This is a genomic window from Azospirillum sp. P4_B5, from assembly GCF_056402275.1.
This window is the reverse complement of the sequence record NZ_JBFUHT010000016.1, coordinates 20061-45162: the sequence shown is the minus strand read 5'-3', so window position 1 is coordinate 45162 and position 25102 is coordinate 20061. Positions and strand designations below refer to the sequence as shown.

General features: G+C 65.6%; 27 protein-coding genes. 2 read left to right on the top strand and 25 right to left on the bottom strand.

Annotated elements, in window-relative coordinates:
• Positions 1 to 29 precede the first annotated feature (29 nt).
• The 4 genes from AC1DVI_RS14390 to AC1DVI_RS14375 are packed head-to-tail and all read right to left on the bottom strand — an operon-like array spanning position 30 to position 1792.
• Entirely contained in the window at positions 30 to 470 is a 441-nt protein-coding gene (locus AC1DVI_RS14390; RefSeq protein ID WP_476958528.1) for a hypothetical protein, read from the bottom strand.
• 1 nt (position 471) lies between these two features.
• Positions 472 to 783 (bottom strand): hypothetical protein, encoded by a 312-nt coding sequence (locus tag AC1DVI_RS14385; RefSeq protein WP_476958527.1) that lies wholly within the window; start codon positions 781 to 783, stop codon positions 472 to 474.
• 3 nt (positions 784 to 786) lie between these two features.
• On the bottom strand, positions 787 to 1347 hold the full coding sequence (locus AC1DVI_RS14380) for a DUF2269 family protein (RefSeq protein WP_476958526.1): 561 nt from the start codon (positions 1345 to 1347) through the stop codon (positions 787 to 789).
• The gene (locus AC1DVI_RS14375; RefSeq protein ID WP_476958525.1) at positions 1340 to 1792 is read right to left on the bottom strand and encodes a hypothetical protein; all 453 of its coding nucleotides are present in this window, start codon (positions 1790 to 1792) and stop codon (positions 1340 to 1342) included. The genes AC1DVI_RS14380 and AC1DVI_RS14375 overlap by 8 nt, the downstream gene beginning before the upstream one ends.
• A gap of 188 nt (positions 1793 to 1980) precedes the next feature.
• Here AC1DVI_RS14375 and AC1DVI_RS14370 point away from each other — a divergent pair, with 188 nt between their 5' ends.
• Positions 1981 to 2466, top strand: coding sequence for a MarR family winged helix-turn-helix transcriptional regulator (locus tag AC1DVI_RS14370; RefSeq protein ID WP_476958524.1), 486 nt, complete (start codon positions 1981 to 1983; stop codon positions 2464 to 2466).
• Positions 2467 to 2590: 124 nt separating this feature from the next.
• Positions 2591 to 3349 (top strand): IS5 family transposase, encoded by a 759-nt coding sequence (locus AC1DVI_RS14365; protein ID WP_476958523.1) that lies wholly within the window; start codon positions 2591 to 2593, stop codon positions 3347 to 3349.
• A gap of 472 nt (positions 3350 to 3821) precedes the next feature.
• Here AC1DVI_RS14365 and proS read toward each other — a convergent pair whose 3' ends face one another.
• The 21 genes from proS to AC1DVI_RS14260 all read right to left on the bottom strand — a co-directional run bounded on the left by proS (position 3822) and on the right by AC1DVI_RS14260 (position 25097).
• A complete protein-coding gene (gene proS, locus AC1DVI_RS14360) occupies positions 3822 to 5135 on the bottom strand; it encodes a proline--tRNA ligase (protein WP_476958522.1) in 1314 nt (437 codons plus the stop codon).
• Between the two features lie 124 nt (positions 5136 to 5259).
• Positions 5260 to 5658, bottom strand: a complete 399-nt coding sequence (locus AC1DVI_RS14355) for a hypothetical protein (RefSeq protein ID WP_476958521.1) — start codon at positions 5656 to 5658, stop codon at positions 5260 to 5262.
• Positions 5659 to 5667: 9 nt separating this feature from the next.
• Entirely contained in the window at positions 5668 to 6549 is an 882-nt protein-coding gene (locus AC1DVI_RS14350) for a hypothetical protein (RefSeq protein ID WP_464878308.1), read from the bottom strand.
• Positions 6550 to 6965: 416 nt separating this feature from the next.
• Positions 6966 to 7565: a DNA-3-methyladenine glycosylase I gene (locus AC1DVI_RS14345; RefSeq protein WP_476958520.1), complete on the bottom strand. Its 600-nt coding sequence runs from the start codon at positions 7563 to 7565 to the stop codon at positions 6966 to 6968.
• A gap of 25 nt (positions 7566 to 7590) precedes the next feature.
• Positions 7591 to 7839 carry a DUF1467 family protein gene (locus tag AC1DVI_RS14340; protein ID WP_149166412.1) on the bottom strand — a complete coding sequence of 83 codons (249 nt, stop codon included), beginning with the start codon at positions 7837 to 7839 and terminating at the stop codon, positions 7591 to 7593.
• Between the two features lie 18 nt (positions 7840 to 7857).
• Entirely contained in the window at positions 7858 to 8262 is a 405-nt protein-coding gene (gene mce / locus AC1DVI_RS14335) for a methylmalonyl-CoA epimerase (RefSeq protein WP_109071935.1), read from the bottom strand.
• Between the two features lie 33 nt (positions 8263 to 8295).
• Complete coding sequence (locus tag AC1DVI_RS14330) at positions 8296 to 10014, bottom strand: ribonuclease J (RefSeq protein ID WP_476958519.1); 1719 nt, start codon at positions 10012 to 10014, stop codon at positions 8296 to 8298.
• Positions 10011 to 10784: a type III pantothenate kinase gene (locus AC1DVI_RS14325; protein WP_149166414.1), complete on the bottom strand. Its 774-nt coding sequence runs from the start codon at positions 10782 to 10784 to the stop codon at positions 10011 to 10013. The genes AC1DVI_RS14330 and AC1DVI_RS14325 overlap by 4 nt, the downstream gene beginning before the upstream one ends.
• 3 nt (positions 10785 to 10787) lie before the next feature.
• Positions 10788 to 11582 carry a biotin--[acetyl-CoA-carboxylase] ligase gene (locus AC1DVI_RS14320; protein ID WP_476958518.1) on the bottom strand — a complete coding sequence of 265 codons (795 nt, stop codon included), beginning with the start codon at positions 11580 to 11582 and terminating at the stop codon, positions 10788 to 10790.
• A complete protein-coding gene (gene nuoN, locus AC1DVI_RS14315; protein ID WP_014240133.1) occupies positions 11579 to 13027 on the bottom strand; it encodes an NADH-quinone oxidoreductase subunit NuoN in 1449 nt (482 codons plus the stop codon). Before nuoN ends, AC1DVI_RS14320 begins: the two co-directional genes overlap by 4 nt.
• Before the next feature lie 10 nt (positions 13028 to 13037).
• Positions 13038 to 14564, bottom strand: a complete 1527-nt coding sequence (locus tag AC1DVI_RS14310; protein WP_476958517.1) for an NADH-quinone oxidoreductase subunit M — start codon at positions 14562 to 14564, stop codon at positions 13038 to 13040.
• A gap of 24 nt (positions 14565 to 14588) precedes the next feature.
• Positions 14589 to 16676: an NADH-quinone oxidoreductase subunit L gene (gene nuoL / locus AC1DVI_RS14305; protein WP_476958516.1), complete on the bottom strand. Its 2088-nt coding sequence runs from the start codon at positions 16674 to 16676 to the stop codon at positions 14589 to 14591.
• 9 nt (positions 16677 to 16685) lie between these two features.
• A complete protein-coding gene (nuoK, locus tag AC1DVI_RS14300; RefSeq protein ID WP_014240130.1) occupies positions 16686 to 16994 on the bottom strand; it encodes an NADH-quinone oxidoreductase subunit NuoK in 309 nt (102 codons plus the stop codon).
• Positions 16995 to 16996: 2 nt separating this feature from the next.
• Positions 16997 to 17611 carry an NADH-quinone oxidoreductase subunit J gene (locus AC1DVI_RS14295; protein ID WP_476958515.1) on the bottom strand — a complete coding sequence of 205 codons (615 nt, stop codon included), beginning with the start codon at positions 17609 to 17611 and terminating at the stop codon, positions 16997 to 16999.
• A gap of 36 nt (positions 17612 to 17647) precedes the next feature.
• Positions 17648 to 18136 (bottom strand): NADH-quinone oxidoreductase subunit NuoI, encoded by a 489-nt coding sequence (nuoI, locus tag AC1DVI_RS14290; RefSeq protein ID WP_014240128.1) that lies wholly within the window; start codon positions 18134 to 18136, stop codon positions 17648 to 17650.
• A 94-nt stretch (positions 18137 to 18230) separates the two neighbouring features.
• A complete protein-coding gene (gene nuoH / locus AC1DVI_RS14285; RefSeq protein ID WP_149166418.1) occupies positions 18231 to 19241 on the bottom strand; it encodes an NADH-quinone oxidoreductase subunit NuoH in 1011 nt (336 codons plus the stop codon).
• On the bottom strand, positions 19234 to 21318 hold the full coding sequence (gene nuoG, locus AC1DVI_RS14280) for an NADH-quinone oxidoreductase subunit NuoG (protein WP_476958514.1): 2085 nt from the start codon (positions 21316 to 21318) through the stop codon (positions 19234 to 19236). Before nuoG ends, nuoH begins: the two co-directional genes overlap by 8 nt.
• A 15-nt stretch (positions 21319 to 21333) precedes the next feature.
• Entirely contained in the window at positions 21334 to 22626 is a 1293-nt protein-coding gene (gene nuoF / locus AC1DVI_RS14275; protein WP_014240125.1) for an NADH-quinone oxidoreductase subunit NuoF, read from the bottom strand.
• A 10-nt stretch (positions 22627 to 22636) separates the two neighbouring features.
• A complete protein-coding gene (gene nuoE / locus AC1DVI_RS14270) occupies positions 22637 to 23254 on the bottom strand; it encodes an NADH-quinone oxidoreductase subunit NuoE (RefSeq protein ID WP_476958513.1) in 618 nt (205 codons plus the stop codon).
• Complete coding sequence (locus AC1DVI_RS14265; protein ID WP_247890049.1) at positions 23251 to 24399, bottom strand: NADH-quinone oxidoreductase subunit D; 1149 nt, start codon at positions 24397 to 24399, stop codon at positions 23251 to 23253. The genes nuoE and AC1DVI_RS14265 overlap by 4 nt, the downstream gene beginning before the upstream one ends.
• 68 nt (positions 24400 to 24467) lie before the next feature.
• Entirely contained in the window at positions 24468 to 25097 is a 630-nt protein-coding gene (locus tag AC1DVI_RS14260) for an NADH-quinone oxidoreductase subunit C (RefSeq protein ID WP_014240122.1), read from the bottom strand.
• Positions 25098 to 25102: the final 5 nt, after the last annotated feature.

Below are 25102 nucleotides of genomic sequence, written 5' to 3'. Positions count from 1 at the left end.
AAAAGGGCGACGGCCCCCTGCCCACGGCCTCAGGACATTTCCGTGATGTCCGCGACACCTTCGGCATGAAGCAGCCTCAGCGTTTCCAGCGTCGCGATGCACAGTTGAACCGTGGTTTCAGTCGTCGTGGTTACCACCGCATGGGCTTGCGACTGCCCGGCCGCCGGAGAATCGCCAGGGCCGGCGGACCCGACGAGCGCGTCCGTGGTGGCAACACTCGCCTCCCCCGTGGTCACGATCCAGCGGAACCGGCCGATGCCCTCGCCCTGGACCTGACAGCGCAAGGAAGCCAACAGTTTGAAGATGCGGCCCGCTGGCAAGAGAATGCCCTGGTCGGACACCGTCAGCCTGCCTCCCAACGGTTTGTCGAACCGCAGGAAATCGCCTTCCGTCAGGGAAGCGCCGGGGCTGGAGACAAGGGAGAAGACCACCCAGAGCGGAGGTTGGACGGACACGGCGCGCACCGCCATGTCACTGCCCTTCCCCCGTGGTCACGTCAAGAATCGTGTTTCCGTTATCCCCGGTACCGGCGATGTAGCCATTGGCTTGGCGATCGAAGATTTCAACCGTGCGTGCCAGGATTGTCAGCGTGTTCATGGTGGTCGACGTGAAGGACGCCGTAAACTTAAGGGTGGTTTCCAGAACTCCGGCGAAACCCGCGGCACGTACCTGTAATTGATCAGGTGGCCGTGATCCGCGGCTTTCTGCACCATTCAATGCGCAAGAAGGGCTTTCAGGTACCACCGCAGTGCGAAAAATTTTGACCGTCCTGAAGATGGGCATGACCTATGATGGCCTCTGGGTGGGGCGCAGAAGCATGGTTTGAGCCAGGGCGGCGATGATGGCCAGCTCGAAGCCCAGGATAGGCTTAGACCAGTCGGTGGGCTTGAGAACGCCCAAGTACACGACCAGCGCAAAGACCGGCATGTCGAGGAAGTGGGTGAACGAGGGCAGAAGGCTCCCCCGCGCTTCCGGCGGCCAGCTGTGGCGTCCCGATGCCGCCGCCTCCGCCGTCACCCACCGCAGGCGCAGGAAGAACAGCCGGGTGATGGTGTTGCCTTCGAGGAATTCCAGCGAGAACAGGATCACCATCCCGGCCAGCCAGGGGATGTCCAGGAAGGCGCTGCCGTAGAATATGGCGATCATCCATCCACCCGACGCCATCATCAGCAGGGCACCAGGGACCACGACCGCGTCGTAGGCCAGAGCGACCCGTCGGGCTGCCGTTGCGATCTCGTCCAACGAGCGCGCTCGGCGTCCAATGAGATCCATAACCCACACGGCCGCCAAGCCCAGCCCCAGTACGACCACGCCCACGATATGGGCCGTCTTCAACACCTCATGCATGGGCACGCCGCCCGCTCAGGCGCCCAGACATGCGCAGTCCGTCACGAGCGTTCATGACCAAGAAGGCGATCTGCACCGCGCCCACGGCAAGTTCGATGACCTGGACCAGGAAGAACAGGGCATCGGCCTCGTTGGCCGTGGCCTTAAAGTTCAGGAACAGCGCCGCCGGAATCATAACCAGCACACCGTTCATGGCCAGGATCTTCATCCGTTTGGTCTTGGCCACCACCAACCCGCCGCCGTGTCCCTTGGACAGCACGGCTCCGGTTATGCCCGTCACCGCCATGGCGGGAACCAGGACGAACAGCCCGTTGACGATGGCACCCTTGACGGCGACCACCGCTGGCCAGCCCAAGAAGCCCTCAGCCACTGCGGTTGAGATCCAGAAGGAGAGCAGGGTTAGTAGTGCCAGGGAGCCAGAAGCGGCGTGTAGTCGTTTCAGCATCGGGTCCTCGCCGGGTTGGGGAGATGCGCCGCGCCACCCAGCCCGTGGCTGGGCGACATTGGGGGCCTTCAGCGCTGCGCCATTTGACAACCAGTTACCATAATGGTAACCGGTTGTCAATCCTGTTTTGACAACCGGTTGTCCACTGTGCTTATCTGGATTTCCTTCCCGTCCGACCAGAGGAAACAATGACCCGTTCGAAAGAGAAGTTGGTGGCCGAGCTCATGGTGTTGGTGTTCCGTCTCAACGGTCGCCTGCTGGAGCAAGGCGACCGGCTGGTCGAGGGGCTGAACCTGACCAGTGCCCGGTGGCAAGTGTTGGGGGCGCTGAGCTTGGCTGGCCAGCCACTGACTGCACCACAGATCGCCGATGCCATGGGGATCACCCGCCAAGGGGCGCAGAAGCAACTGAACCTGCTGATGGAAGAAGGATTACTGGAACGGCGCCTCAATCCGTCCCATGAGCGCTCCCCGTTTTACGTCCTGACGGACGCAGGTGGGCGCGCCTTCTCCGAGGCCGACCGGCTATGCGACCTGTGGGCTGCCGACTTGGGGCAGGTGTTTTCCGAGGAGGCGTTGCACACCACCGAGACCGTGCTTGCCGAACTGTTGGCCCGCCTGAACCGCCCCCTGCCAATCCCAAATCGGGAATTGGGGCAGCACGTGTCTTGTTAGCCGCTGGTCTCTGTTTCCGTCAGAGCGGGTTTTCTGGAAATCAGCGTTGTGGCGCCGACACTCCCTGACCTCGCACCAGTTCCCCTGCCTCTGGCATGGGGAGGCTGGTATGGGACCAACAGCGGTGGAACTGGTGGCAGGCATCATTGACCAGATGGAATGGGCCGTCACAGGAACGGGTCGGCCTCCGGTGCCGACCAACACCATCCTTGAGACGCTGCGCTTCTTTCTGCGCGAAGGCGTGCAGTGGCGGGAACTTCGGGCCTCACCGGATCGCGCCTCCGGCTCCACATTGCGCCGTCGTCTGACGGAATGGAGTGCAACGGCCCTCTTGCGCCGTGTCCACGCCGTGCTGATCCGGATGGTGCGCTCCGGCCCGGAAGCCGCCGCCCAGGCATGGGACGTCGTTGTGGATAGTTGCTCGGTGCGCGCTAAACGGGGCGGCGCCTTGACCGGCCCGAACCCCACCGACCGGGGCAAGCCGGGCACCAAGTACCACGTGGTCGTTTCGACGGATGGGCTTCCGCTGGCAGCGTTGCCTTCCGCGGCCAACGTTCACGACACCCGGCTCTTCCCCGACCTGCTCCGGTTGGCCCTGGTGGTCTGCGCCAGCATCGCTCGCCTCTACGCCGACGCCGGATACGACAGCGCCGACAACCGTTGGCTCTGCCTGCGTGACGGCATCCAACCCAATATCCGCAAGATCGGCCAGCCACACGGCTCCGGTCTCGGCCAAGTCCGCTGTATCGTCGAGCATGCCAATGCCTGGTTGCTCGCCAACAAACGCCTGGATCGCCGCCATGACAGGTTGGGCGTCATCATCGATGCGCTGCTCACCGCAGCCTGCATCTTTGTCGTCGCGGCTCGCCTCGTTGAGTTCTGAAAACCATGCTTTAATGCGCGCATCCGACGGACCGAGATTGGCGATGCGCACGTTGCGCCCGACGGAGGGAAGCGCGTGGGTGCTGGTGCTGCCGGCGGTGAGGCTGATGCGATTGGATCCGATCGGGCTGAACGCGAAGCTCATGTTGCTCGTCCTCCCTGGGTTGGATTCGACACTAGCGATGGAGCTGACCCACCAAGGCCTGTGTTCAGCGCGCCGAACACCCGCGGTAGACGAACTCCATCAAAATCATTGAAACTTTCAGGAGCATCGTCAAAGCAAAAACATGCAATCTCTGAGAGTTTCTCCGCTCGATTGTCGGTGACGATAGCAACTCCGGTCCTCCCTATGCGACCAGGGGGAAGTACGCCAGGATTCAACCGGAATGCCACCATCCGAATGGCGAATCGCGCAAAGCAAAACGCGCCGGCAATTGCTGCCGGCGCGTTTGCGATAGATCGGTGGGTCCGGATTACGCCGAGAGCTTCTCCAGCGCGCTCTCCACCGACAGCTCCTGCTTCTCGCCGGTGGCGCGGCGCTTCAATTCGACCACGCCGTTCTTCAGGCCACGCGGCCCGACGACGAGCTGCCACGGCAGGCCGATCAGGTCCATGTCGGCGAACTTCACGCCCGGACGCTCGTCGCGGTCGTCGTACAGCACGTCCAGCCCGTTGGCGCGGAGCTTGTAGTACAGCTCCTGGCAGACGCGGTCGGTCTCGGCGTCGCCGACCTTGAGGTTCACGAGGCCGACGTTGAAGGGCGCCACGGCGTCCGGCCAGATGATGCCGTTGTCGTCATGGCTGGCCTCGATGATGGCGCCCATCAGGCGCGACACGCCGATGCCGTAGGACCCCATCTCCACCGGAACCGGCTCGCCGCCCGGACCGGCGACGACGGCGTTCATCGGCTTCGAATACTTGGTTCCGAAATTGAAGATGTGACCGACCTCGATGCCCCGGGCCGAGACCAGATCCGACTCCGGAACCGGGCAGTTGCCGGGCTCGTGCTTCTCGTCGGTCGCCGCGTAGATCGAGGTGTAGGTGTCGAAGAAGGGCTGGAGATCCTCGTCGAATCCCGGGGCGTTCTGCAGCACGTCCAGGGTCAGCCAGTCCTTGTGGCAGAAGACGCCGCTCTCGCCGGTCTCGGCCAGGATGATGAACTCGTGGCTGAGGTCGCCGCCGATGGGGCCGGTGTCGGCGCGCATCGGGATGGCCTTCAGCCCCATGCGGGCGAAGGTCCGCAGATAGGCCAGGAACATCTTCTGGTAGGAGCGCCGGGCGCTGGCCGCGTCGATGTCGAAGCTGTAGGCGTCCTTCATCAGGAACTCACGCCCGCGCATCACTCCGAAGCGGGGACGGATCTCGTCCCGGAACTTCCACTGGATGTGGTAGAGGTTCAGCGGAAGCTGGCGGTAGCTCTTCACGAAGGCGCGGAAGATGTCGGTGATCATCTCCTCGTTCGTCGGGCCGAACAGCATCTCGCGGTCGTGACGGTCGGTGATGCGCAGCATCTCCTTGCCGTAATCGTCGTAGCGGCCGCTTTCCTTCCACAGCTCCGCCGACTGGATGGTCGGCATCAGCAGTTCCTGGGCGCCGGCGGCGTCCTGCTCCTCGCGAACGATCTGCTCGATCTTCTTCAGGACCCGATGGCCCAGCGGCAGCCAGGCGTAGATGCCGGCGCTGGTCTGGCGGATCATCCCGGCCCGCAGCATCAGGCGGTGCGAGACGATCTGCGCCTCGGTCGGGGTCTCCTTGAGGGTCGGCAGGAAGAAGGTGGACAGCCGCATGGCTCTGCTCTCGGTTTCGAGGGGATTCGTCCGGCTGGTCGCCGGGCCGCAACAGGGACAGGGACTTTAGGAAGCCACCGCGCGCTTGTCCATCGTCACGGCGTGCAGCGAAGGGCGGACCGGCCTATCGGACGGTGCGGCAATAGGCGTAGACCTCGGCCTCGCTCGGCGCGCCGATGGGCTGACCGTTGAAGTAGAGCCGATTGGCGTACCAGGTCAGATAGCCGACCTCGACGCCCGGCGGCGCCGCGCCCGGCGGCACCGGGAAGCCCATACGGCGGGCGAAGTCGACGGTCACCGGGATGTCGAACCGCTCCAGCGGCGGCGCGGCACCCGCCGAGCCCGGCAGGTCGGCGGGGGCCACCGCCTTGCCGCTCACGTCCACGCCCGGCGTGTACTCCACCCCCGCCGCCGGACGGTGGGCTGTCAGGAACCGGCAGGCGGACAGGTCGACTGGTTGCGCCGCCGCCCCTTCGGACAGTGCCAGAAACGCGACGAGAAGGGGAGCGGAGCGGCTGATCATGGCGGTGCCTCAGCCTTGTGCGGCGGCGGACTGGTTCATGGATTTCCAGTAGGTGGCGAGGTAGGGCATGCCCTTCTCGGCCTCCTCCTGGGTGCGGGCCGACTGGCGGATGTACTTGCCGATGAAGGGCTTGTTCACGAACTCCATGTCCACCGCCGCCTTCAACACCAGAAATTCGCCGATCCGGTCGGGCAGGTTGTAATGCCATTTCTGCAGGCACTCGGAAGTCACCCCCGGCTTCGCCTGATCCTGCCCCGACAGGTAGAATTCCTGGTGATGATACTGGTTGATTTCCTTCCAGGCCTTGAAGATGCGCGCCGGCTTCACGCGGACCAGCCCCTTCAGCACCTTGATGTCGTCGTGGAACAGCGGCAGGTAGCCCCGCCGCTCGGCCTGTTCGTTCAGCATGGTGTAGAGGCCCGCCATGACGTCCCCCTCCCCGCTTTGCTCCGCGGTCTTCGTCTCCGGCTTGGCCTTCCTCCCGAACAGGGAGGCGAAGAAGCCCTGCTTCTTGGCCGGCGCCGAAGCGCCGCCATCCGCCCCCACCTTCCGCTCGTCCCACAACGCGTCCCAGGCGTAATCCCACGCTGTGAAGACGGCGTTGGAGCGATCGTCGAGCACAGTCAGCAGATAGTCGCGGCCGTCCCGCGGCCAATCCACGTCACCGACGATGGCCCGCACCGGACGGCGGCTGAGCAGCACGGGGAAGATCCCGACGCGCACCAGTTCGGCGTAGATTTCCTGAAAGGACGGGGTCAGGGCAAAGGGGAGCTTGGCCGCCGGCTGCTCTTCGGGGGTCAGCAGTTCAAGACTTTTGCGAGTGCGGTCGAGCAGTTCGGCGGTGAGAATGGCCGCGAACTGCTCGAATTTCTCGTTATCACCCGCGGTCATCGGCGCCTCGACATCGTTCTCCCCGCTGACGGCCGCAAATTCTGCCTGCGAACGCCGCCGCGCTTGAATCCAAAGTCCGAACGGACGCTTGCCCGCTTCCTGCACAGCTGGACGAGCTATACCCGATAAAGGGTTAATTCATTCTGTACCGAAGCACAACGCTCCGTCTGCCTATGGACGAAGGTGGCTCTGGGCTGCGTGAACCGGGCCGGGACGAAAAAAGGACCGCGCGGCGATCGCGGCGCGGCCCGAGGTTTAGGGAGGAATCGCCACCAGGCGTCGGAAAAGAGGGAAGAACCCCTCTCGTCACACAAAGTACAATGAACCCGACTTCATCCGATGACAAGACGGAATTTGGAATAAGCCAAGTCGTTGCCAAAGAATTCGCAGAATTCGCCCAAGACATAGGCGGGTGATTACGTAGTAGGCTGCGATATGCCCGTTTTATGAGCGTCGTATCCTGCGAACCCCTGCCGAACGGCGATCATCCAGGGGGGATCGAGTGTGGCGACATCGGACCAGACCGGGCAATGGACCTGATGCGCGCCCGGCAGATAGCCGAGGCTCATCAGAAACTCTCCGGTGATCTCGCCGCCGGTGAAGCGGAAGGTGCGCTTGAACAGCCGAACCCACTCCGCCTTGCTCAACGGGTGGTGGGTGCGCAGCCATCCGTCGAAGGACCCGTGCGACGCGCGCAGGGCTATGATCCGCCGCGCGTTCTCGATGGCAGCGTCGATCTTCAGCCGGTTGCGGACGATTCCCGGATCGGCGAGCAACCGTTCCCGCTCCGCCTCGCCATAGGCGGCGACGCGGTCGATGTCGAAGCCGTCGAAGGCGGCGCGGAAGGCGTCACGCTTCTTCAGGATGGTCAGCCAGGACAGGCCCGCCTGGTTGATCTCGAGAATCAGCCGTTCGAACAGCACCCGGTCGTCAGCGCTGGGGAACCCGTACTCGGTGTCGTGGTAGGGGCCGTGATGCGCATGGCCGGGCGCCGCGTCGCAATAGGTCAGGCTCACGCGAAGGCTCCATCCGGGGGTGGGATCAGTGCGGCTTGGCCATTTCGCGGAAGGAAATCAGGTCCGACTGCACGATGGCGAAGATGACCAGCCACACCACCGCCGCGACCAGGGTGGTGGCGGCGAATTTCAGGAGGATGCGCGGGCGCTCCGGCGCGCTGCTCGCCATGCCCGGCTCGGGCTGGGCCGGGGTGCGCACGCCCCAGGGCAGCACCGCGAACAGCACCACCCACCAGACGACCACATAAACGCTGATGCCCGTCACCCAGCCCATCCCATGCCTCCCTTCGACTCAGGCCTGCTCGAGTTCGACCAGGGTCCCGCAGAAGTCCTTCGGATGCAGGAACAGAACCGGCTTGTCATGGGCGCCGATCTTCGGCTCGCCGTCGCCCAGCACGCGGGCACCCTGCGCCTTCAGCCGGTCGCGGGCGGCCAGAATGTCGTCGACCTCGTAGCAGATGTGGTGGATGCCGCCCGACGGGTTCTTCTCCAGGAAGCCGGCGATCGGCGACTTCTCGCCGAAGGGATGCAGCAGCTCGATCTTCGTGTTGGGCAGCGTGACGAAGACGACGGTGACGCCGTGCGGCGGCAGGTCCACCGGCTGGGACACCGCGGCACCCAGCGTGTCGCGGTAGAGCGCGGTCGCCGCCGTCAGATCCGGCACGACGATGGCGACGTGGTTCAGCTTCCCGATCATGGGTCCTCCCAAAAGGCGTAAAGTCGGAAACGCTTATACACGGACCAGATGCACGTCCGTCATCGGCTTCTTGCCGTGCGTCGCGTTGAAGCAGCGTCGGACGGCGATTCGGGCGGCGGCGCGCACCTGCTCGTCGTCGGCACGGGCCGATTTCGGCATCTCGGCGACGGCCTCGCGCACCGCGTCCACCACGTCGAGCAGCATGTCGCGGTCCGCCGAGTCGTCCAGCAGCCCCATCACCGCGATCTGCGGCGCGGTCACCAGCTCGCCCTTGCCGTTCATCACCAGCGTGACGACGGCGGCGCCGTTGTGGACCATCCGGTGGCGCGCCCGCATCAGACCGGTGTCGAGCGGAATCAGCCGCTTGCCGTCCAACGCCATGCGGCCAGAGCGGACCTGCGCGACCACCCGCGGCGGCGCGTCGGGCGTCAGCCGGATCAGGTCACCGTTGCCCGGGACCAGCGCTTCCGGCACCTGACAGGCGCGGGCCAGCTTGGCGTGCTCCAGCTGGTGGCGCTGCTCGCCGTGCACCGGCATGGCGATGCGCGGGCGCACCCACTGGTACATGCGGACCAGCTCGTCCTGCGCCGGGTGGCCGGAGACATGGACCGGCGCCTCGTCGGCGGTGACGATGCGGATGCCCTGCGCAACCAGCAGATTCTGCATGCGGCCGATGGCCCGCTCGTTGCCGGGAATCTCGCGCGAGGAAAAGATCACCACGTCGCCGCGCTGCAGCGACACCTGGGGGTGGTCGTCCGACGCGATGCGGGCGAGCGCGGAGCGCGGCTCCCCCTGGCTGCCGGTGCAGACCAGAACCAGCTTGTCACGCGGCACGTAGTTGGCGTCATGCTCGGTCAGGAAGGCCGGCACGTCGGCGAGGTAGCCGTTGGAGCGCGCGGCCTCGTTGATCCGCCACATCGACCGCCCGACCAGCGCGACGTGGCGCCCATGCGCCGCCGCCGCGTGGGCGATGCTCTCCAGCCGTGCGACGTTGGTGGCGAAGCAGCTCACCGCGACCCGCACGTCGGGAAACTGCCCGATCAGCTCGGTCAGTGTCTTGCGCACACTCCCTTCCGACCCGGAACTGCCGGGCACCAGAGCGTTCGTGCTGTCGCCGATCAGCGCCAGCACGCCCTCGTCGCCGATGGCGCGCAGCCGCTCCTCGTCGGCCGCCTCCCCCACCAGTGGTTCGGGATCAAGCTTCCAGTCGCCGGTGTGCAGCACCGTGCCGGCGGCGGTGCGGATCGCCAGGGCGTTCGGCTCGGGAATGGAATGGGTGACCGTCACATATTCGACGGAGAAGGGGCCGATCTCGATGGTGCTGCCCAGCGTCACCTCGTGCACCGGCACCACCCCGGCCAACCCGCGCTCGTGCAGCTTGGCACGCAGCACGGCGGCGGTGAAGGGCGTGCAGTAGACGGGCACGCGGAGTTGCGGCCACAGATACTGGATGGCCCCCAGGTGATCCTCGTGCGCGTGCGTCACCACGATGCCCACGAGGTCGTGCCGGCGCTCCGCGATGAAGGCGGGGTCGGGCATGATGACGTCCAGCCCCGGCATCGTGTCGTCCGCAAAGGAGATGCCGAGATCCACCATCAACCACTTGCCGCGATGGCCGTAGAGGTTGAGGTTCATGCCGATCTCGCCCGAACCGCCCAGCGGCAGGAAGTAGAGCGCGTCGTCCTCGGGAGCGAACAGGTCGCCGTCTCCCTCGACCGGGTGGACGGAGGGAGCGGAGTCGGTTTGGGTCATTGGGCCGTGTTGCGCTTGTGGATCAGGAGGAGGCCGCGCAGCGTGAGTTCGCCGTCGGTGTGTTCGATTACATGGGTTGCCTTGGCGAAAAGCACACCCAGCCCTCCGGTCGCGACCACCGTCATCGGCTCGCCGTACTCCGCCCGGATGCGGTTGACCAGCCCTTCGATCAGGCCGACATAGCCCCAGAAGACGCCGGACTGCATGCATTCGACGGTGTTGGTGCCGATAACGTGGCCCGGCTGCTGGATCTCGACGCGGGGCAGCTTGCTCGCCGCCATCTGCAGCGCCTCCAGCGACAGGTTCAGACCGGGCGCGATGACGCCGCCGCGGTAGTTGCCGTCGCGGTCGACCACGTCGAAGGTCGTCGCCGTACCGAAGTCGATGACGATCAGCGGCGTCTTGTAGGTGGCCGCCGCCGCCACCGTGTTGACCAGCCGGTCGGCGCCGACCTCGTCGGGGCGATCCACCAGCGCACGCGTACCGAGATCGACCTCCGGCTGGCCGACCACCAGCGGCTCGCAACCGAAATGATCCTTGCACAGGCGCTTCAGGTTGAAGGTCGCGCCGGGCACGACGCTGGCGATGATGGCGCTGTCGATGTCCGCCGGGCCCAGGCCCTTCAGCGCCATCAGGTGGGTCACCCACACCATGTATTCGTCGGCGGTGCGCTTCTTGTCGGTCGCCGTGCGCCACAGGCCGCGCTGTTCGTCGCCCTCATAGATCGCGAACACCACGTTGGTGTTTCCGGCGTCGATGGCGAGCAGCATCTCTCAGGTCTCCACCGCTGGTGGGAAAAACACGTCTCCGGCGGCGATGCGCTGGCGCCCCGCCCCGTCATCCCGATCAAGCAACAGAACGCCGTCGCTGTCCAGATCGGCGAAGGTGCCGGTCAGCGTGCGGTCCGGCAGACGGACGACGATGGGCTCGCCCAGGCCCCGCGCCCGCTTCAGCCAAGCGGCGCGCACCGGGCCGAAGCCATGCTCCGCCCAGACGCCGTACCAGCGCGCCAATTGCTCCGCATAGATTTCCAGCAGCGCCGCGGGCTGCAGCGCCGGAGCGCCCTCCGCTGCCAGCGACGTGGCCGCGTAGTCGGTGCCCTCGGGAAAATGCCGCAGGTTGATGCCGACGCCGAGCACCAGCCAGGACACCCCTCCCCCGGCAGCAGCCTCCGACTCGAGCAGGATGCCGGACAGCTTGCGGCCATGCACCAGCACGTCGTTCGGCCATTTGCAGCGCACGCCGTCGGGATCGGGGAGGACGGCGGCGGCGGTGTCGGCGATGGCGAGCGCCGCCACGAACGAAATCTGCGCCGCCTCGGCCGGTGGGCGCGAGGGGCGCAGAATGGTCGAACTGTAAAGATTGCCTTCCGGCGAGGTCCAGGCCCGGCCGCGACGGCCGCGGCCCGAGTCCTGACGCTTCGCCCAGACGATGGTGCCTTCGGCAGCCCCTGAACGCGCGAAGGCCTTCGCCTCGTCGTTCGTGCTGCCGACGGAGTCGAAGGCCATCACCCGGAAGCCCGGAGGCAAGCGCAAGCGCGCCGCCTCCGCTTCGTTGCCTGCCGTCATCCGGCGAACAGCGAGGCCGCCGCCGCCGCCGCGTAGTTCAGGATCGGCGCCGGAACCACGAAGAACAGCAGGGTGAACAGACCGGTGGCGATCAGGATACCGGTCATCCCGTCGTCGCCGATCTTGTCGAACGCCTCCACCGGCTCATCGAAATACATGATCTTGATGATGCGCAGGTAGTAGTAGGCGCCCACGACGCTGGTCAGAACGCCGATCACCGCCAGCGTGTAGAGCTGCGCCTCGATGGCGGCGAGGAAGACGTAGAGCTTGCTGAAGAAGCCGGCCATGGGCGGGATGCCCGCCATGGAGAACATGAACACCGCCATCGCGCCCGCCAGCAGCGGGTTGGTGCGCGACAGGCCGGCAAGGTCCTTGATCTCCTCGACCATGCGGCCCTGCTGCTTCATGCACAGGATGACCGCGAAGGTGCCGATGTTCATGACGATGTAGACCGCCATGTAGATCAGCACGCCGCGCACGCCTTCCTGGGTGCCGGACGCGAGACCGACCAGGGCGTAGCCGACGTGGCCGATGGAGCTGTAGGCCATCAGACGCTTGATGTTGCTCTGGGTGATCGCCGCGAAGGCGCCGAGCGACATCGACAGGATCGAGCTGACGATGATGATCTGCTGCCACTGATGGGCCAGATGACCGAACGGTTCGATCAGCAGGCGGGTGACCAGCGCGATGGCGGCGACCTTCGGGGCGGCGGCGAAGAAGGCCGTGACCGGAGTCGGCGCGCCCTCGTAGACGTCCGGCGTCCACATGTGGAACGGCACGGCGGAGATCTTGAAGGCCAGACCGGCGACGACGAAGACCAGACCGATGATGACGCCCACCGACGGGTGCGCGCCGCCGGCGAACAGGGCGGCGATCTTGTCGAAGGAGGTCGTCCCGGCGAAGCCATAGACCATCGAGGCGCCGTACAGCAGCATGCCCGAGGAAAGCGAGCCGAGCACGAAGTACTTCAGGCCCGCTTCCGACGACTTGGCGCTGTCGCGGCGGAAGGCCGCGATGACGTACAGCGCGAGGCTCTGCGTCTCCAACCCGACATAGAGAGAGATGAGGTCGTTGGCCGACACCATCATCAGCATGCCGAGCGTGGCGAAGAGCATCAGCACCGGGAACTCGAACCGGGCCATCTTCTCGCGCTCGTTGAAGCCGAGGGCGAGAAGGACCGACAGCGAGGCGGCGACGAGGATCAGCACCTTCATGAAGACGCCGAAGGCGTCCATCACGAAGAGGCCGTTGAAGGTGACGACGCGGCCGGTGCCGTAGCCCATGGTCAGAATAGCGGCCAGCAACAGCGCCACCATCGTCATGTAGCCGATGGGGCGCGTGAAGCCGTCGCCGCGGAACACGCCGATCAGCAGCAGGGCCATGCCGGCGCAGGCGAGGAAGATTTCCGGCAGGGCCGGCCAGATGTCGGGAAACACAGCGGTCATGTCGGAACCTCTAGCGCGCGGCGACGGAGACGTCGGCCCCGCCCTGAGCGGCGGCCAGCTTGGTCTGATAGGTCTGGATCAGCTGCCCGACCGACGCCGAAGTGACGTTCAGGAAGGTGTTCGGATAGACGCCCATCCACAGCACCACGGCGATCAGCGGCAGGAAGATGGCAACCTCGCGGGTGTTCAGGTCGAACATCGCGCGGACGTCCGCCTTGACCAGCTTGCCGTACACGACACGGCGGAACAGCCACAGCGCGTAGGCCGGACCCAGGATCAGGCCGGTGGCGGCCAGGAAGGCAACCCAGGTGTTGTCGCGGAAGGCGCCGAGCAGAACCAGGAACTCGCCGACGAAGCCGGAGGTGCCCGGCAGGCCGACCGAGGCCATGGTCATGAACAGGAACACAACCGCGTACTTCGGCATGTTCTTCACCAGACCGCCGTAACGGGCGATCTCGCGGGTGTGCAGCCGGTCATAGACCACGCCGACGCAGAGGAAGAGCGCGCCCGAGACGATGCCGTGCGACAGCATCGTGAAGATCGAACCCTCGATGCCCTGCTGGTTCAGCGCGAACATGCCGATGGTGACGAAGCCCATGTGGGCGACGGACGAGTAGGCGATCAGCTTCTTCATGTCCTCCTGCGCCAGGGCGACGAGGGAGGTGTAGATCACCGCGACGATCGACAGCGTGTAGACCAGCGGGGCGAAATACTCGGTCGCTTCCGGCAGCATCGGGATGTTGAAGCGCAGGAAGCCGTAGCCGCCCATCTTCAGCAGCACGCCGGCCAGGATGACCGATCCGGCGGTCGGCGCCTCGACGTGGGCGTCGGGAAGCCAGGTGTGCACCGGCCACATCGGCACCTTCACCGCGAAGGAGGCGAAGAAGGCCAGCCACAGCCAGAGCTGCATATTGCGCGGGAAATGAGTCGCCGTGATCGTCGGGATGTCGGTCGTGCCGGCCGCGAAGTACATGGCCAGGATGGCCAGCAGCATCAGGACCGAGCCGAGCAGCGTGTAGAGGAAGAACTTGAACGCCGCGTAGACGCGCCGCGCACCGCCCCAGACACCGATGATCAGGAACATCGGGATCAGCACGCCCTCGAAGAACATGTAGAAGAGGACGAAATCCAGCGCGCAGAACATCCCCACCATGAGGGTTTCCAGCACGAGGAAGGCGATCATGTATTCCTTCACCCGGTTCTGCACCGCCTCCCAGGAGGAGAGGATGCAGAGCGGCATCAGGAAAGTGGAGAGGATGACGAACAGCATCGAAATGCCGTCCACACCCATGTGGTAGGAAATCCCAAACTCCGGAATCCACTCCGCCTTCTCCACGAGCTGGTAGCCCGGGTTGCGCTGGTCGAAGTTGAACCAGATGAACAGCGACAGGACGAAGGTGATGACCGTCGTCCAGAGCGCGACGTAACGGACGTTCCGAACCACATCCGGCGTGTTGCCCCTGCAGAAGAGCAGGATCAGCGCCACACCGGCCAGCGGCAGGAAGGTCGTGAACGACAGGAGCGGCCAGCTAGCCATTGTTCTTGTTCCCCTTCAAACCGCTCAACCGAACACCGAGAGCCAGGCGACCAGCAGCACCACGCCGATCACCATCGCGAAGGCGTAGTGATAGACGTAGCCGGACTGGAGGCGGCTGGCGCGCGCCGCGACGTCGCGGGTGGCGGCGGCGATCCCGTCCGGACCGACACCGTCGATCACGGCGCCGTCGCCGGATTTCCACAGGCCGTAGCCCAGATACTTGGCCGAGCGCACGAATAGGCGGTCATACAGCTCGTCGAAGTACCACTTGTTGTACAGGAACTGGTGCACGCCACGGAACGTGGTGGCGACCTTCTCCGGCAGGCCCGGCATCGCCATGTACATGATGTAGGCGAGCGCGATGCCGATCAGGCCGACGACCAGCGGAGCCAGCTTGACCCAGCCCGGGGTGTGGTGGTGGGCCGCCTCAATGCTGTTGTTGTCCGCCAGCACCAGGATGGTCTTGCCCCAGAAATGCTCCATGCCGTGGCCGATGAACAGCTCGTGGAAGCCGAAGCCCGCGAACAGCGCGCCCACCGCCAGGACGGCCAGCGGGATCAGCATGACGATCGGCGATTCATGGGCGTGGTCGAAGACCGACTTCTCCATCCGCGGCTTGCCGTGGAAGGTCATGAACAGCAGGCGCCAGGAGTAGAAGGCGGTCAGCAGGGCCGCGGCGATGCCGAGCGCGAAGGCGAACTTGCCGACCGGGCTGGCCGAGGCGAAGGCCGCCTCCAGGATCATGTCCTTGGAGTAGTAGCCGGCGAAGAAGGGCAGACCGGCGAGCGCGAGGTTGCCGATCCACATCACCGCGTAGGTGAAGGGGATCTTCCGCCAGACGCCGCCCATGTTGCGCATGTCCTGCTCATGGTGCAGGGCGTGGATCACCGAGCCGGCGCCGAGGAACAGCAGGGCCTTGAAGAAGGCGTGCGTGAACAGGTGGAACATCGCCGCACCGTAGGCGGAGACGCCCGCGGCGAAGAACATGTAGCCGAGCTGGCTCATGGTCGAATAGGCGATGACGCGCTTGATGTCGAACTGGGTGAACCCGATGGTCGCCGCGACGAAGGCCGTCAGGGCGCCGACCACGGCCACGATCTCCAGCGCCGTCGGCGCGTATTCGAAGACCGGGGACAGGCGGCAGACCATGAAGACACCGGCGGTCACCATGGTCGCCGCGTGGATGAGCGCCGACACCGGGGTCGGGCCCTCCATGGCGTCCGGCAGCCAGGTGTGCAGGCCGAGCTGCGCCGACTTGCCCATCGCGCCGATGAAGAGCAGCAGGCAGGTGATGGTCAGCGCGTCGAAGTTCCAGCTGAGGAAATGCAGCGTCTGGCCGGCCAGCTCCGGCGCCTTGGCGAAGATCGCGTCGAACTGGACGGAGCCCGTCAGCACGAAGATCGCGAAGATGCCGAGCACGAAGCCGAAATCGCCGACGCGGTTGACCAGGAAGGCCTTGATCGCCGCGTTGTTGGCCGAGGGCTTCTCGTACCAGAAGTTGATGAGCAGGTAGGAGGCGAGACCCACGCCCTCCCAGCCGAAGAAGAGCTGCACGAGGTTGTCGGCCGTCACCAGCATCAGCATGGCGAAGGTGAACAGCGACAGGTAACCCATGAAGCGCGGCTTCTGCGGGTCCTCGGCCATGTAGCCGATGGAGTAGAGGTGGACCATCGACGACACGGTGTTGACCACCACCAGCATGACCGCGGTGAGCTGGTCGACGCGCAGCGCCCAGGACACGTCCAGGCCGCCGCTGCGCATCCAGCTCATCAGCTCGATCGTGCGGGGATGGCCGCCGACGGCAACGTCGAAGAACAGCACCCAGGACAGGACCGCGGAGAGCAGGACGGCACCGGTGGTGACGAACTGCGCGGCGCGGTCGCCCACGGTGGGCGGCCCGGCGACGACGTGATGGTCGTCGTGGCCGTCATCGTGATGCTCGTCGTGAGCGCGCGCGTCATGCGCATGGGCGTCGTGGCCATGACCGTGGTCATGCCCATGGTGATCGTGGCCGCCGGCATGCGCCGGCTCCGCCTTCGGCCCGCCGAACAGGGCGATGGAACCCGCGACGAGGAACGCCAGGAGCGGGAGGAATACGACAAGGACTTCCATGGCGCTGCCTTAGCCCCTCATCAGATTGATGTCTTCGACCCGGATGGAGCCGCGGTTGCGGAAATACACCACCAGGATGGCGAGACCGATGGCCGCCTCGGCGGCGGCGACGGTCAGGATGATCATGGAGAAGACCTGCCCGACCAGATCGTTCAGGAAGACCGAGAACGACACCAGATTCAGGTTCACGGCGAGCAGCATCATCTCGATCGACATCAGGATGATGATGACGTTCTTCCGGTTGAGGAAGATGCCGAGGACGCCGAGCGTGAAGATGATGGCCGAGACCGTCAGATAATGCCCGAGACCGATTTCCATGATCACACACCCTCCCCGGTCGGCACCTTGCGGATGGCGACCACGTCCTCGCGCCGACGGGCGAGCTGGGAGCCGACGTTCTGCTTCCGGACACCCTCGCGCTGACGCAGGGTCAGGACGATGGCGCCGATCATGGCGATCAGCAGCACGAGGCCCGACGCCTGGAACAGATAGACGTAGTGGGTGTAGATGAGTTGGCCGAGCTGCTCGGTGTTGGTGGCTCCAGCCATCGCCGCGACCGGCGCCGAGGCGGCCTTCTCGGCGGCCGGGGCGATGATCCAGCCGCCGAGCACGGCGGCCAGCTCGGCCAGCAGGATGAGACCGACCAGCCCGCCGATCGGCAGATACTGCAACGCGCCCGCCCGCAGCTCGCGGAAGTTGATGTCGAGCATCATCACCACGAACAGGAACAGGACCGCGACCGCGCCCACATAGACGATCACCAGGATCATCGCGATGAACTCGGCCCCGAGCAGCACGCACAGGCCGGCGGCCTGGAAAAAGGCCAGGACCAGATAAAGGACCGAATGAACCGGATTCCGCGCCGAGATGACCATCACACCGGAGGCCACCAGCAGCGCGGCAAAGACGTAGAAGGCGATGCCTTGAACAATCATCGTTATCCCCGTTTCCGCTTACCGCACTGCGACGACTTACCGGTACGGCGCCTCGGCCGCGAGGTTCTGGGCGATTTCCGCTTCCCAGCGGTCGCCGTTCGCCAGCAGCTTCTGCTTGTTGTAGAAAAGCTCTTCACGGTTCTCGGTGGAGAACTCGAAGTTCGGACCCATGACGATGGCGTCCACCGGGCAAGCCTCCTGGCAATAGCCGCAGTAGATACACTTCGTCATGTCGATGTCGTAGCGCGTGGTGCGGCGGCTGCCGTCCTCACGCGGTTCGGCCTCGATGGTGATGGCCAGGGCCGGACACACCGCCTCGCACAGCTTGCAGGCGATGCAGCGCTCCTCGCCGCCGGGATACCGGCGCAGGACGTGCTCACCGCGGAAGCGGGGGCTGATGGGGCCCTTTTCGAACGGGTAGTTCAGGGTCACCTTGGGCTTGAACATGTAGCGCAGGGTGAGCCCGAGGCCGCCCAACAGTTCGGTCAGGAACAGGCTGCGCGCCGCACGATCGAGGAACGCCATGGCCTCTTCGTCTCCTTCCTAGCGGGCGCCCCGTTCCGGGTGACGCCCGCGCTTTCTCTTTGAAACTCGATCCGATGGTCCGCTCAGGCGCCGGTCACTTCGGCAGCCAGCCGAACGTCACCAGCACGCCAGCCGTCAGCACCACCCACAGCAGCGAGAACGGCAGGAACACCTTCCACCCCAGACGCATCAGCTGGTCGTAGCGGTAGCGCGGCATGGTCGCGCGGACCCACACATAGACGAACAGGCAGAAGGCGATCTTCAGGGCGAACCAGATCGGGCCGGGCACCCAGGTGAAGGGCGCGAACGGCAGCGGCGGCAGCCAGCCTCCCAGGAACAGGATGCTGGTCATCGCGCTCATCAGGATCATGTTTGCGTATTCGCCAAGGAAGAAGAGCGCGAAGGGAGCCGAGCTGTACTCCACCATGAAGCCGGCCACCAGCTCCGACTCGCCTTCCGGCAGGTCGAAGGGAGACCGGTTGGTTTCCGCCAGCGCCGAGATGAAGAAGATGACGAACATCGGCAGCAGCGGGATGGCGAACCAGATCGTCTCCTGCGCCTGCACGATCTTCGTCAGGTTCAGCGAGCCGACGCAGAGCAGGACGGAGATGATGACGAGGCCCATCGAGACCTCGTAGGACACCATCTGCGCCGCCGAGCGGAGCGCGCCGAGGAAGGCGTAGCGCGAGTTTGACGCCCAGCCGGCCATCACGATGCCGTACACGCCCAGCGACGAGATCGCGAACAGGTACAGGATGCCGACGTTGATGTCGGCCAGCACCATGCCGTAGTCGAAGGGAATGACCGCCCAGGCGACCAGCGCCAGGAAGAAGGTCAGCATCGGCGCCAGATAGAACACGAAGCGGTTCGCGCCGACCGGCAGGATCTGCTCCTTCGCGAACAGCTTCAAGCCGTCCGCGAAAGGCTGCAGAAGCCCGAACGGGCCGACGATGTTCGGCCCCTGGCGGAGCTGCATGGCGCCCATGATCTTACGCTCGGCGTAGGTCATGAAGGCCACGGCCACAAGGAGCGGCACGACGATCGCCAGGATCTTGAGGACGATGATGATCAGCGGCAGCAGGAAGCCGCTCCAGAACTCAGCCATGGGTACCGGTCCTCTCCTGAGCGCTCTCGGCGGGCTTCACGGCGGGCTTCACGAACGTCTCGGCACAACGAGCCATGGTCACCGAGGCGCGGCTGATCGGGTCGGTCATGTAGTAGTTCGCGACCGGCGACTGGAGCGGGGCCGCGTCGAGCGCGCCCTCCGCGCCGAACGGCGCCCAGGGGGCCGGCGTGACCGTGCCGACCGCCGCGAAGACCGGGTTGACCTCGGCCAGACGGCGACGGATCTGCGTCAGGCTGTCGTAGGGCAGCTTGTGGCCGAGCTGTTCCGACAGGGCGCGCAGGATCTTCCAGTCCTCCCGCGCCTCGCCGGGCGGGAAGGTGGCGAGACGCGCCTGCTGCGGACGGCCTTCGGTGTTGACGTAGAGGGCGTTCTTCTCGGTGTAGGCGGCACCCGGCAGGATAACGTCGGCGCGGTGCGCGCCCTTGTCGCCGTGGTGCCCCTGGTAGACCACGAAGGCCTTGCCGAGCGCGGCGGTGTCGATCTCGTCGGCGCCCAGCAGGTAGACCACGTCGATCTCGCCCTTCCCTGCCCCCTCGACGATGCCGGCGGTGCCGCGACCGCCCTCGCCCGGCAGGAAGCCGATGTCCAGACCGCCGACGCGCGACGCCGCCGTGTGCAGCACGTTGAAGCCGTTCCAGCCGTCCTGAACCACGTTGAAGGTCTCGGCCAGCTTGCGCACCGCGGCCTGGACGGAGGCTCCGTCCTTGCGACGGAAGGCACCGGCGCCGAGGATGACCATCGGGTTCTTGGCGCCGCGCAGCACATCGGCGAAGGCGTGCGTGCCGTCGACGAGCTGCCGCAGGGCGTCCGTTCCGGTGCCGAGATGGCTGTACGGATAGGTCAGCTCGCGGGCCTCGCCGATCACCGCCACCTTCAGGCCACCCATCAGGTAGCGCTTGCGGATGCGCGCGTTGACGATGGTGGCTTCCCAGCGCGGGTTGGTGCCGACGAGCAGGATGACGTCCGCCCGCTCGACCCCGGCGATGCCGCTGTTGAACAGGTAACCCGCGCGGGACGACGTGTCGAACAGGGCGCCGTCCTGGCGGCAGTCGATGTTGGCCGAGCCGAGGCCGGCCATCAGCTCCTTGAGCGCCAGCATGGACTCGGTGTCGGCCAGATCGCCGGCGATGGCGGCGATGCGGTTGCCCGGAACACCCTTGACCTTGGCGGCGATGGCCTGGAAGGCCTCGGCCCAGCTCGCCGGCTGGAGCTTGCCGTCCTTGCGGACGTAGGGGCGGTCGAGACGCTGGCGCTTCAGCCCGTCATAGGCGAAGCGGGTCTTGTCGGCGATCCACTCCTCGTTGACGTCCTCGTTGACGCGCGGCAGGACGCGCATCACCTCGGGGCCGCGGGTGTCGACGCGGATGTTCGAACCGACCGCGTCCAGCACGTCGATCGTCTCGGTCTTGCGCAGCTCCCACGGACGGGCCGTGAAGGCGTAGGGCTTGGAGAGCAGAGCGCCCACCGGACAGACGTCGGCGAGGTTGCCCGACAGCTCCGACCCGATGGCCTTCTCGACGAAGGTGGTGATCTCCATATGCTCGCCGCGGTTCACCGCGCCGAGATCGGGAACGCCGGCGATCTCGTTCACGAAGCGGATGCAGCGCGTGCAGTGGATGCAGCGCGTCATCTCGGTCCGGATCAGCGGCCCCATGTACTTGTCCTGGACGGCGCGCTTGTTCTCGCCGTAGCGGCCACGGTCGAAGCCGTAGGCCATCGCCTGGTCCTGGAGATCGCACTCGCCGCCCTGGTCGCAGATCGGACAGTCCAGCGGGTGGTTGATCAGCAGGAATTCCATGACGCCCTTGCGGGCCTTGTGCACGAGGTCGGTGTTGGTCTTGACGACCATCCCGTCGCCGCAGGGCATGGCGCAGGCGGCCACCGGCTTCGGCGCGCGCTCCATCTCCACAAGGCACATGCGGCAGTTCGCCGGCACGCTCAGACGCTCGTGGTAGCAGAAGCGCGGGATCTCGATGCCCAGCTGTTCGCAGGCCTGCAGGATCGAGGTGCCCGGCTCGACTTCGATCTCGATCCCGTCGATGGTGAGTTTCGGCATTGGAAACCGGGCTCCTTACTCGGCCGCCAAGGACTTGGCGGCGTTGCGGTAGTCGAGGATGCGGCGCTCGACCTCCGGCCGGAAATGCCGGAACAGGCCCTGGATCGGCCAGGCCGCGGCATCGCCGAGCGCGCAGATGGTGTGCCCCTCGATCTGCTTGGTGACCTCCAGCAGCATGTCGATTTCCTCGACGCGCGCGTTGCCGGTCACCATGCGCTGCATGATGCGGTTCATCCAGCCGGTGCCCTCGCGGCACGGCGTGCACTGGCCGCAACTTTCATGGGCGTAGAACTGCGACAGGCGCGCGATGGCCTTCACCACGTCGGTGGATTTGTCCATCACGATCACCGCCGCGGTGCCCAGGCCGGACCGCACGTCGCGCAGGCTGTCGAAGTCCATCAGGACCGTGTCGCAGATCGACTTCGGCAGCAGCGGCACCGACGAACCGCCGGGGATGATCGCCAGCAGGTTGTCCCACCCGCCACGCACACCGCCGGCGTGCTTCTCGATCAGCTCCTTCAGCGGGATGCCCATCTCCTCTTCCACGTTGCACGGCTTGTTGACGTGCCCGGAGATGCAGAAAAGCTTGGTGCCGGTGTTCTTCGGACGGCCGAGACCGGCGAACCACGCCGCACCGCGGCGCAGGATGGTCGGAACCACCGCGATGGATTCGACGTTGTTCACCGTGGTCGGGCAGGAATAGAGACCGGCCTGGGCGGGGAACGGCGGCTTGTTGCGCGGCTGGCCCTTCTTGCCCTCGATGGACTCGATGAGCGCCGTCTCCTCGCCGCAGATGTACGCGCCCGCGCCGCGGTGGATGTAGATGTCGTAGTCGTAGCCGGTGCCGCAGGCGTTCTTGCCGATCAGCCCCGCCTCGTACGCCTCGTCGATGGCGCGCTGGACGTTGGAGCCCTCGTTGTAGAACTCGCCGCGGATGTAGATGTAGCAGGCCGACGCGCCGATGGCGAAACCGGCGATCAGGCAGCCTTCGATCAGCTTGTGCGGATCGTGGCGCAGGATGTCGCGGTCCTTGCAGGTGCCCGGCTCGCCCTCGTCGGCGTTGATGACGAGGTAGACCGGCTTGTCCGTCACGTTCTTCGGCATGAAGGACCACTTCATGCCCGTCGAGAAGCCGGCGCCGCCGCGCCCGCGCAGGCCGGACTCCTTGACCTGCTCGATGATCCATTCCTTGCCCTGGGCGATCAGGGCCTTGGTGTTGTCCCAGTCACCACGCTTCCGGGCGGCGTCCAGGCCGAAGCTCTGGTAGCCGTACAGGTTGGTGAAAATGCGGTCCTCGTCGCGAAGCATCGCATCCCCCTCAATCGGCCGTGGTGGTGAAGGCCTTCAGAGTCGTCGGGCCGCCCACCGGTTCGGAGGACTGCCGGCCGATCTGCGAGCCATGCTTGGGGATCTCGCCGCTCTTGAGGGCGTCGATGATCGTTTCCATGTGTTCCGGGCTGACGTCTTCATAGTAGTCGTCGCCGATCTGGACCACCGGCGCGTTGACGCAGGCGCCCGAGCATTCGACCTCGCGCAGCGTGAACTGGCCGTCGGCCGTCGTCTCGCCGACACCGATGCCCAGCTTGCGCTCGCAGGTGTGCACGATGTCGTCCGACCCGCGCAGCCAGCACGGCGTGGTCGTGCAGACCTGGATGACATGCTTACCGACCGGGGTCTTGTTGTACATCGTGTAGAAGGTCGCGACCTCGTACACGCGGATGCGCGGCATGCCGAGCAGGTCGGCGACGGCGTCCATGGCGACGCGCGGCAGCCAGCCGTCGCTCTGGCGCTGGGCCAGATCGAGCAGCGGCATGCAGGCGCTGGCCTGCTTGCCCGCCGGGTACTTTGCGATGATGGCCTTCGCCCGTTCCAGATTTTCCGGAGTGAAGGCGAAGGAGGCCGGCTCCTTGGCCGGGTCGTGAGCCGGGGCGCTCATCGGTCAATTTCTCCGAACACGATGTCCATGGACGCGATGTTGGCCACCGCGTCGGCCAGCATGTGGCCCTTCGACATGAAGTCGAGGCCCTGCAGGTGGGCGAAGCCCGGCGCGCGGATCTTGCAGCGGTACGGCTTGTTCGTGCCGTCCGAGACCAGATACACGCCGAACTCGCCCTTCGGCGCCTCGATGGCGGTGTAGGTTTCGCCCGCCGGGACGTGGAAGCCCTCGGTGAAGAGCTTGAAATGGTGGATCAGCGCTTCCATCGACCGCTTCATCTCGCCGCGCGGCGGCGGGGAGACCTTGCGGTCCTCCGCGCGCACCGGGCCGTCGGGAAGCTCCTTCAGGCACTGGCGGATCATGCGGTTGGACTGGCGCATTTCCTCCATGCGGACGAGGTAGCGCGCCCAGCAGTCGCCGGTCAGGCCGACCGGAACGTCGAAGTCCATGCGGTCGTAGACTTCGTAGGGCTGCGACTTGCGCAGGTCCCAGGCGACGCCTGAACCGCGCAGCATCGGGCCGGTGAAGCCCCAGTTGAACGCCTCTTCCTTGGTGACGATGCCGATGTCGACCGTCCGCTGCTTGAAAATGCGATTGTTCGTCAGCAGATTGTCAATGTCGTCAACAAACTTCGGGAAGCGCTCCGTGAACTCCCAGATGTCGTCGGTCAGGCCAGCCGGCAGATCCCACGCGACGCCGCCGGGGCGGAAATAGTTCGCATGCAGGCGCGCGCCGCACACACGCTCGTAGAACTCCATGAGGATCTCGCGTTCCTCGAAGCCCCACAGCGCCGGCGTGATCGCGCCGACGTCGAGCGCGCCGGTGGTGATCGACAGGATGTGGTTCAGGATGCGCGTGATCTCGGAGAAGAGGACGCGGATGTACTGGGCGCGCAGCGGCGCCTTGATCTGCAGCAGGTTCTCGATGCCGAGCACATAGGCGTGCTCCATGCACATCGGGCTGACGTAGTCCAGGCGGTCGAAATACGGAACGGCCTGCAGGTAGGTCTTGTACTCGATCAGCTTCTCGGTGCCGCGGTGCAGCAGGCCGATGTGCGGGTCGCAGCGCTCGACGACTTCGCCGTTCAGTTCCATCACCAGACGCAACACGCCGTGGGCCGCAGGGTGCTGCGGCCCGAAGTTCATGGTGTAGGGCTTGATCTGGGTCTTGCCGCCGGACTGGCCGGCGGAGGGGTGTGCGGACGTGGCGATGGTCACGGCTTGCTCCCGGTGTCAGGGGCCTGGGCCTTCTCGTCGCCGGGCAGCATCACGTTCGTCATGCCTTCCCAGGGCGACAGGAAGTCGAAGCTGCGGAAATCCTGCGTCAGGCGGACGGGCTCGTAGACGACTCGCTTCTGGTCCTCGTCATAGCGGCACTCGACATAGCCCGTCATCGGGAAGTCCTTGCGCAACGGGTGACCTTCGAAGCCGTAGTCGGTCAGGATGCGGCGCAGATCCGGATGGTCGGAGAAGAAGATCCCGAACATGTCCCAGGTTTCACGCTCGAACCAACCGGCCGCGTTGTACACCGGCACGGCGGAGGCCACCGGGGTGTCCTCGTCCGTCGTGACCTTCACGCGGAGGCGCCGATTGTGCTTGTAGCTCAAAAGGATGTAGACGACCTCGAAGCGTTCCTCCCGCTCCGGCCAATCCACAGCGGTGACGTCCAGCAACTGCTCGAACGAGCAGGTCGGATCGTCACGCAGGAAGGTGAGCGACTTGATGAGCGAGGGCCGGCGGACGGTCACCATCAGCTCGCCAAGCTTCAGCTCGACCTTCAGGACGTCATCGCCGAGCGTCGCGGCGATATGGTCCCCAAGTTCCTTCAACGCCTGTTCGGACATGGCCA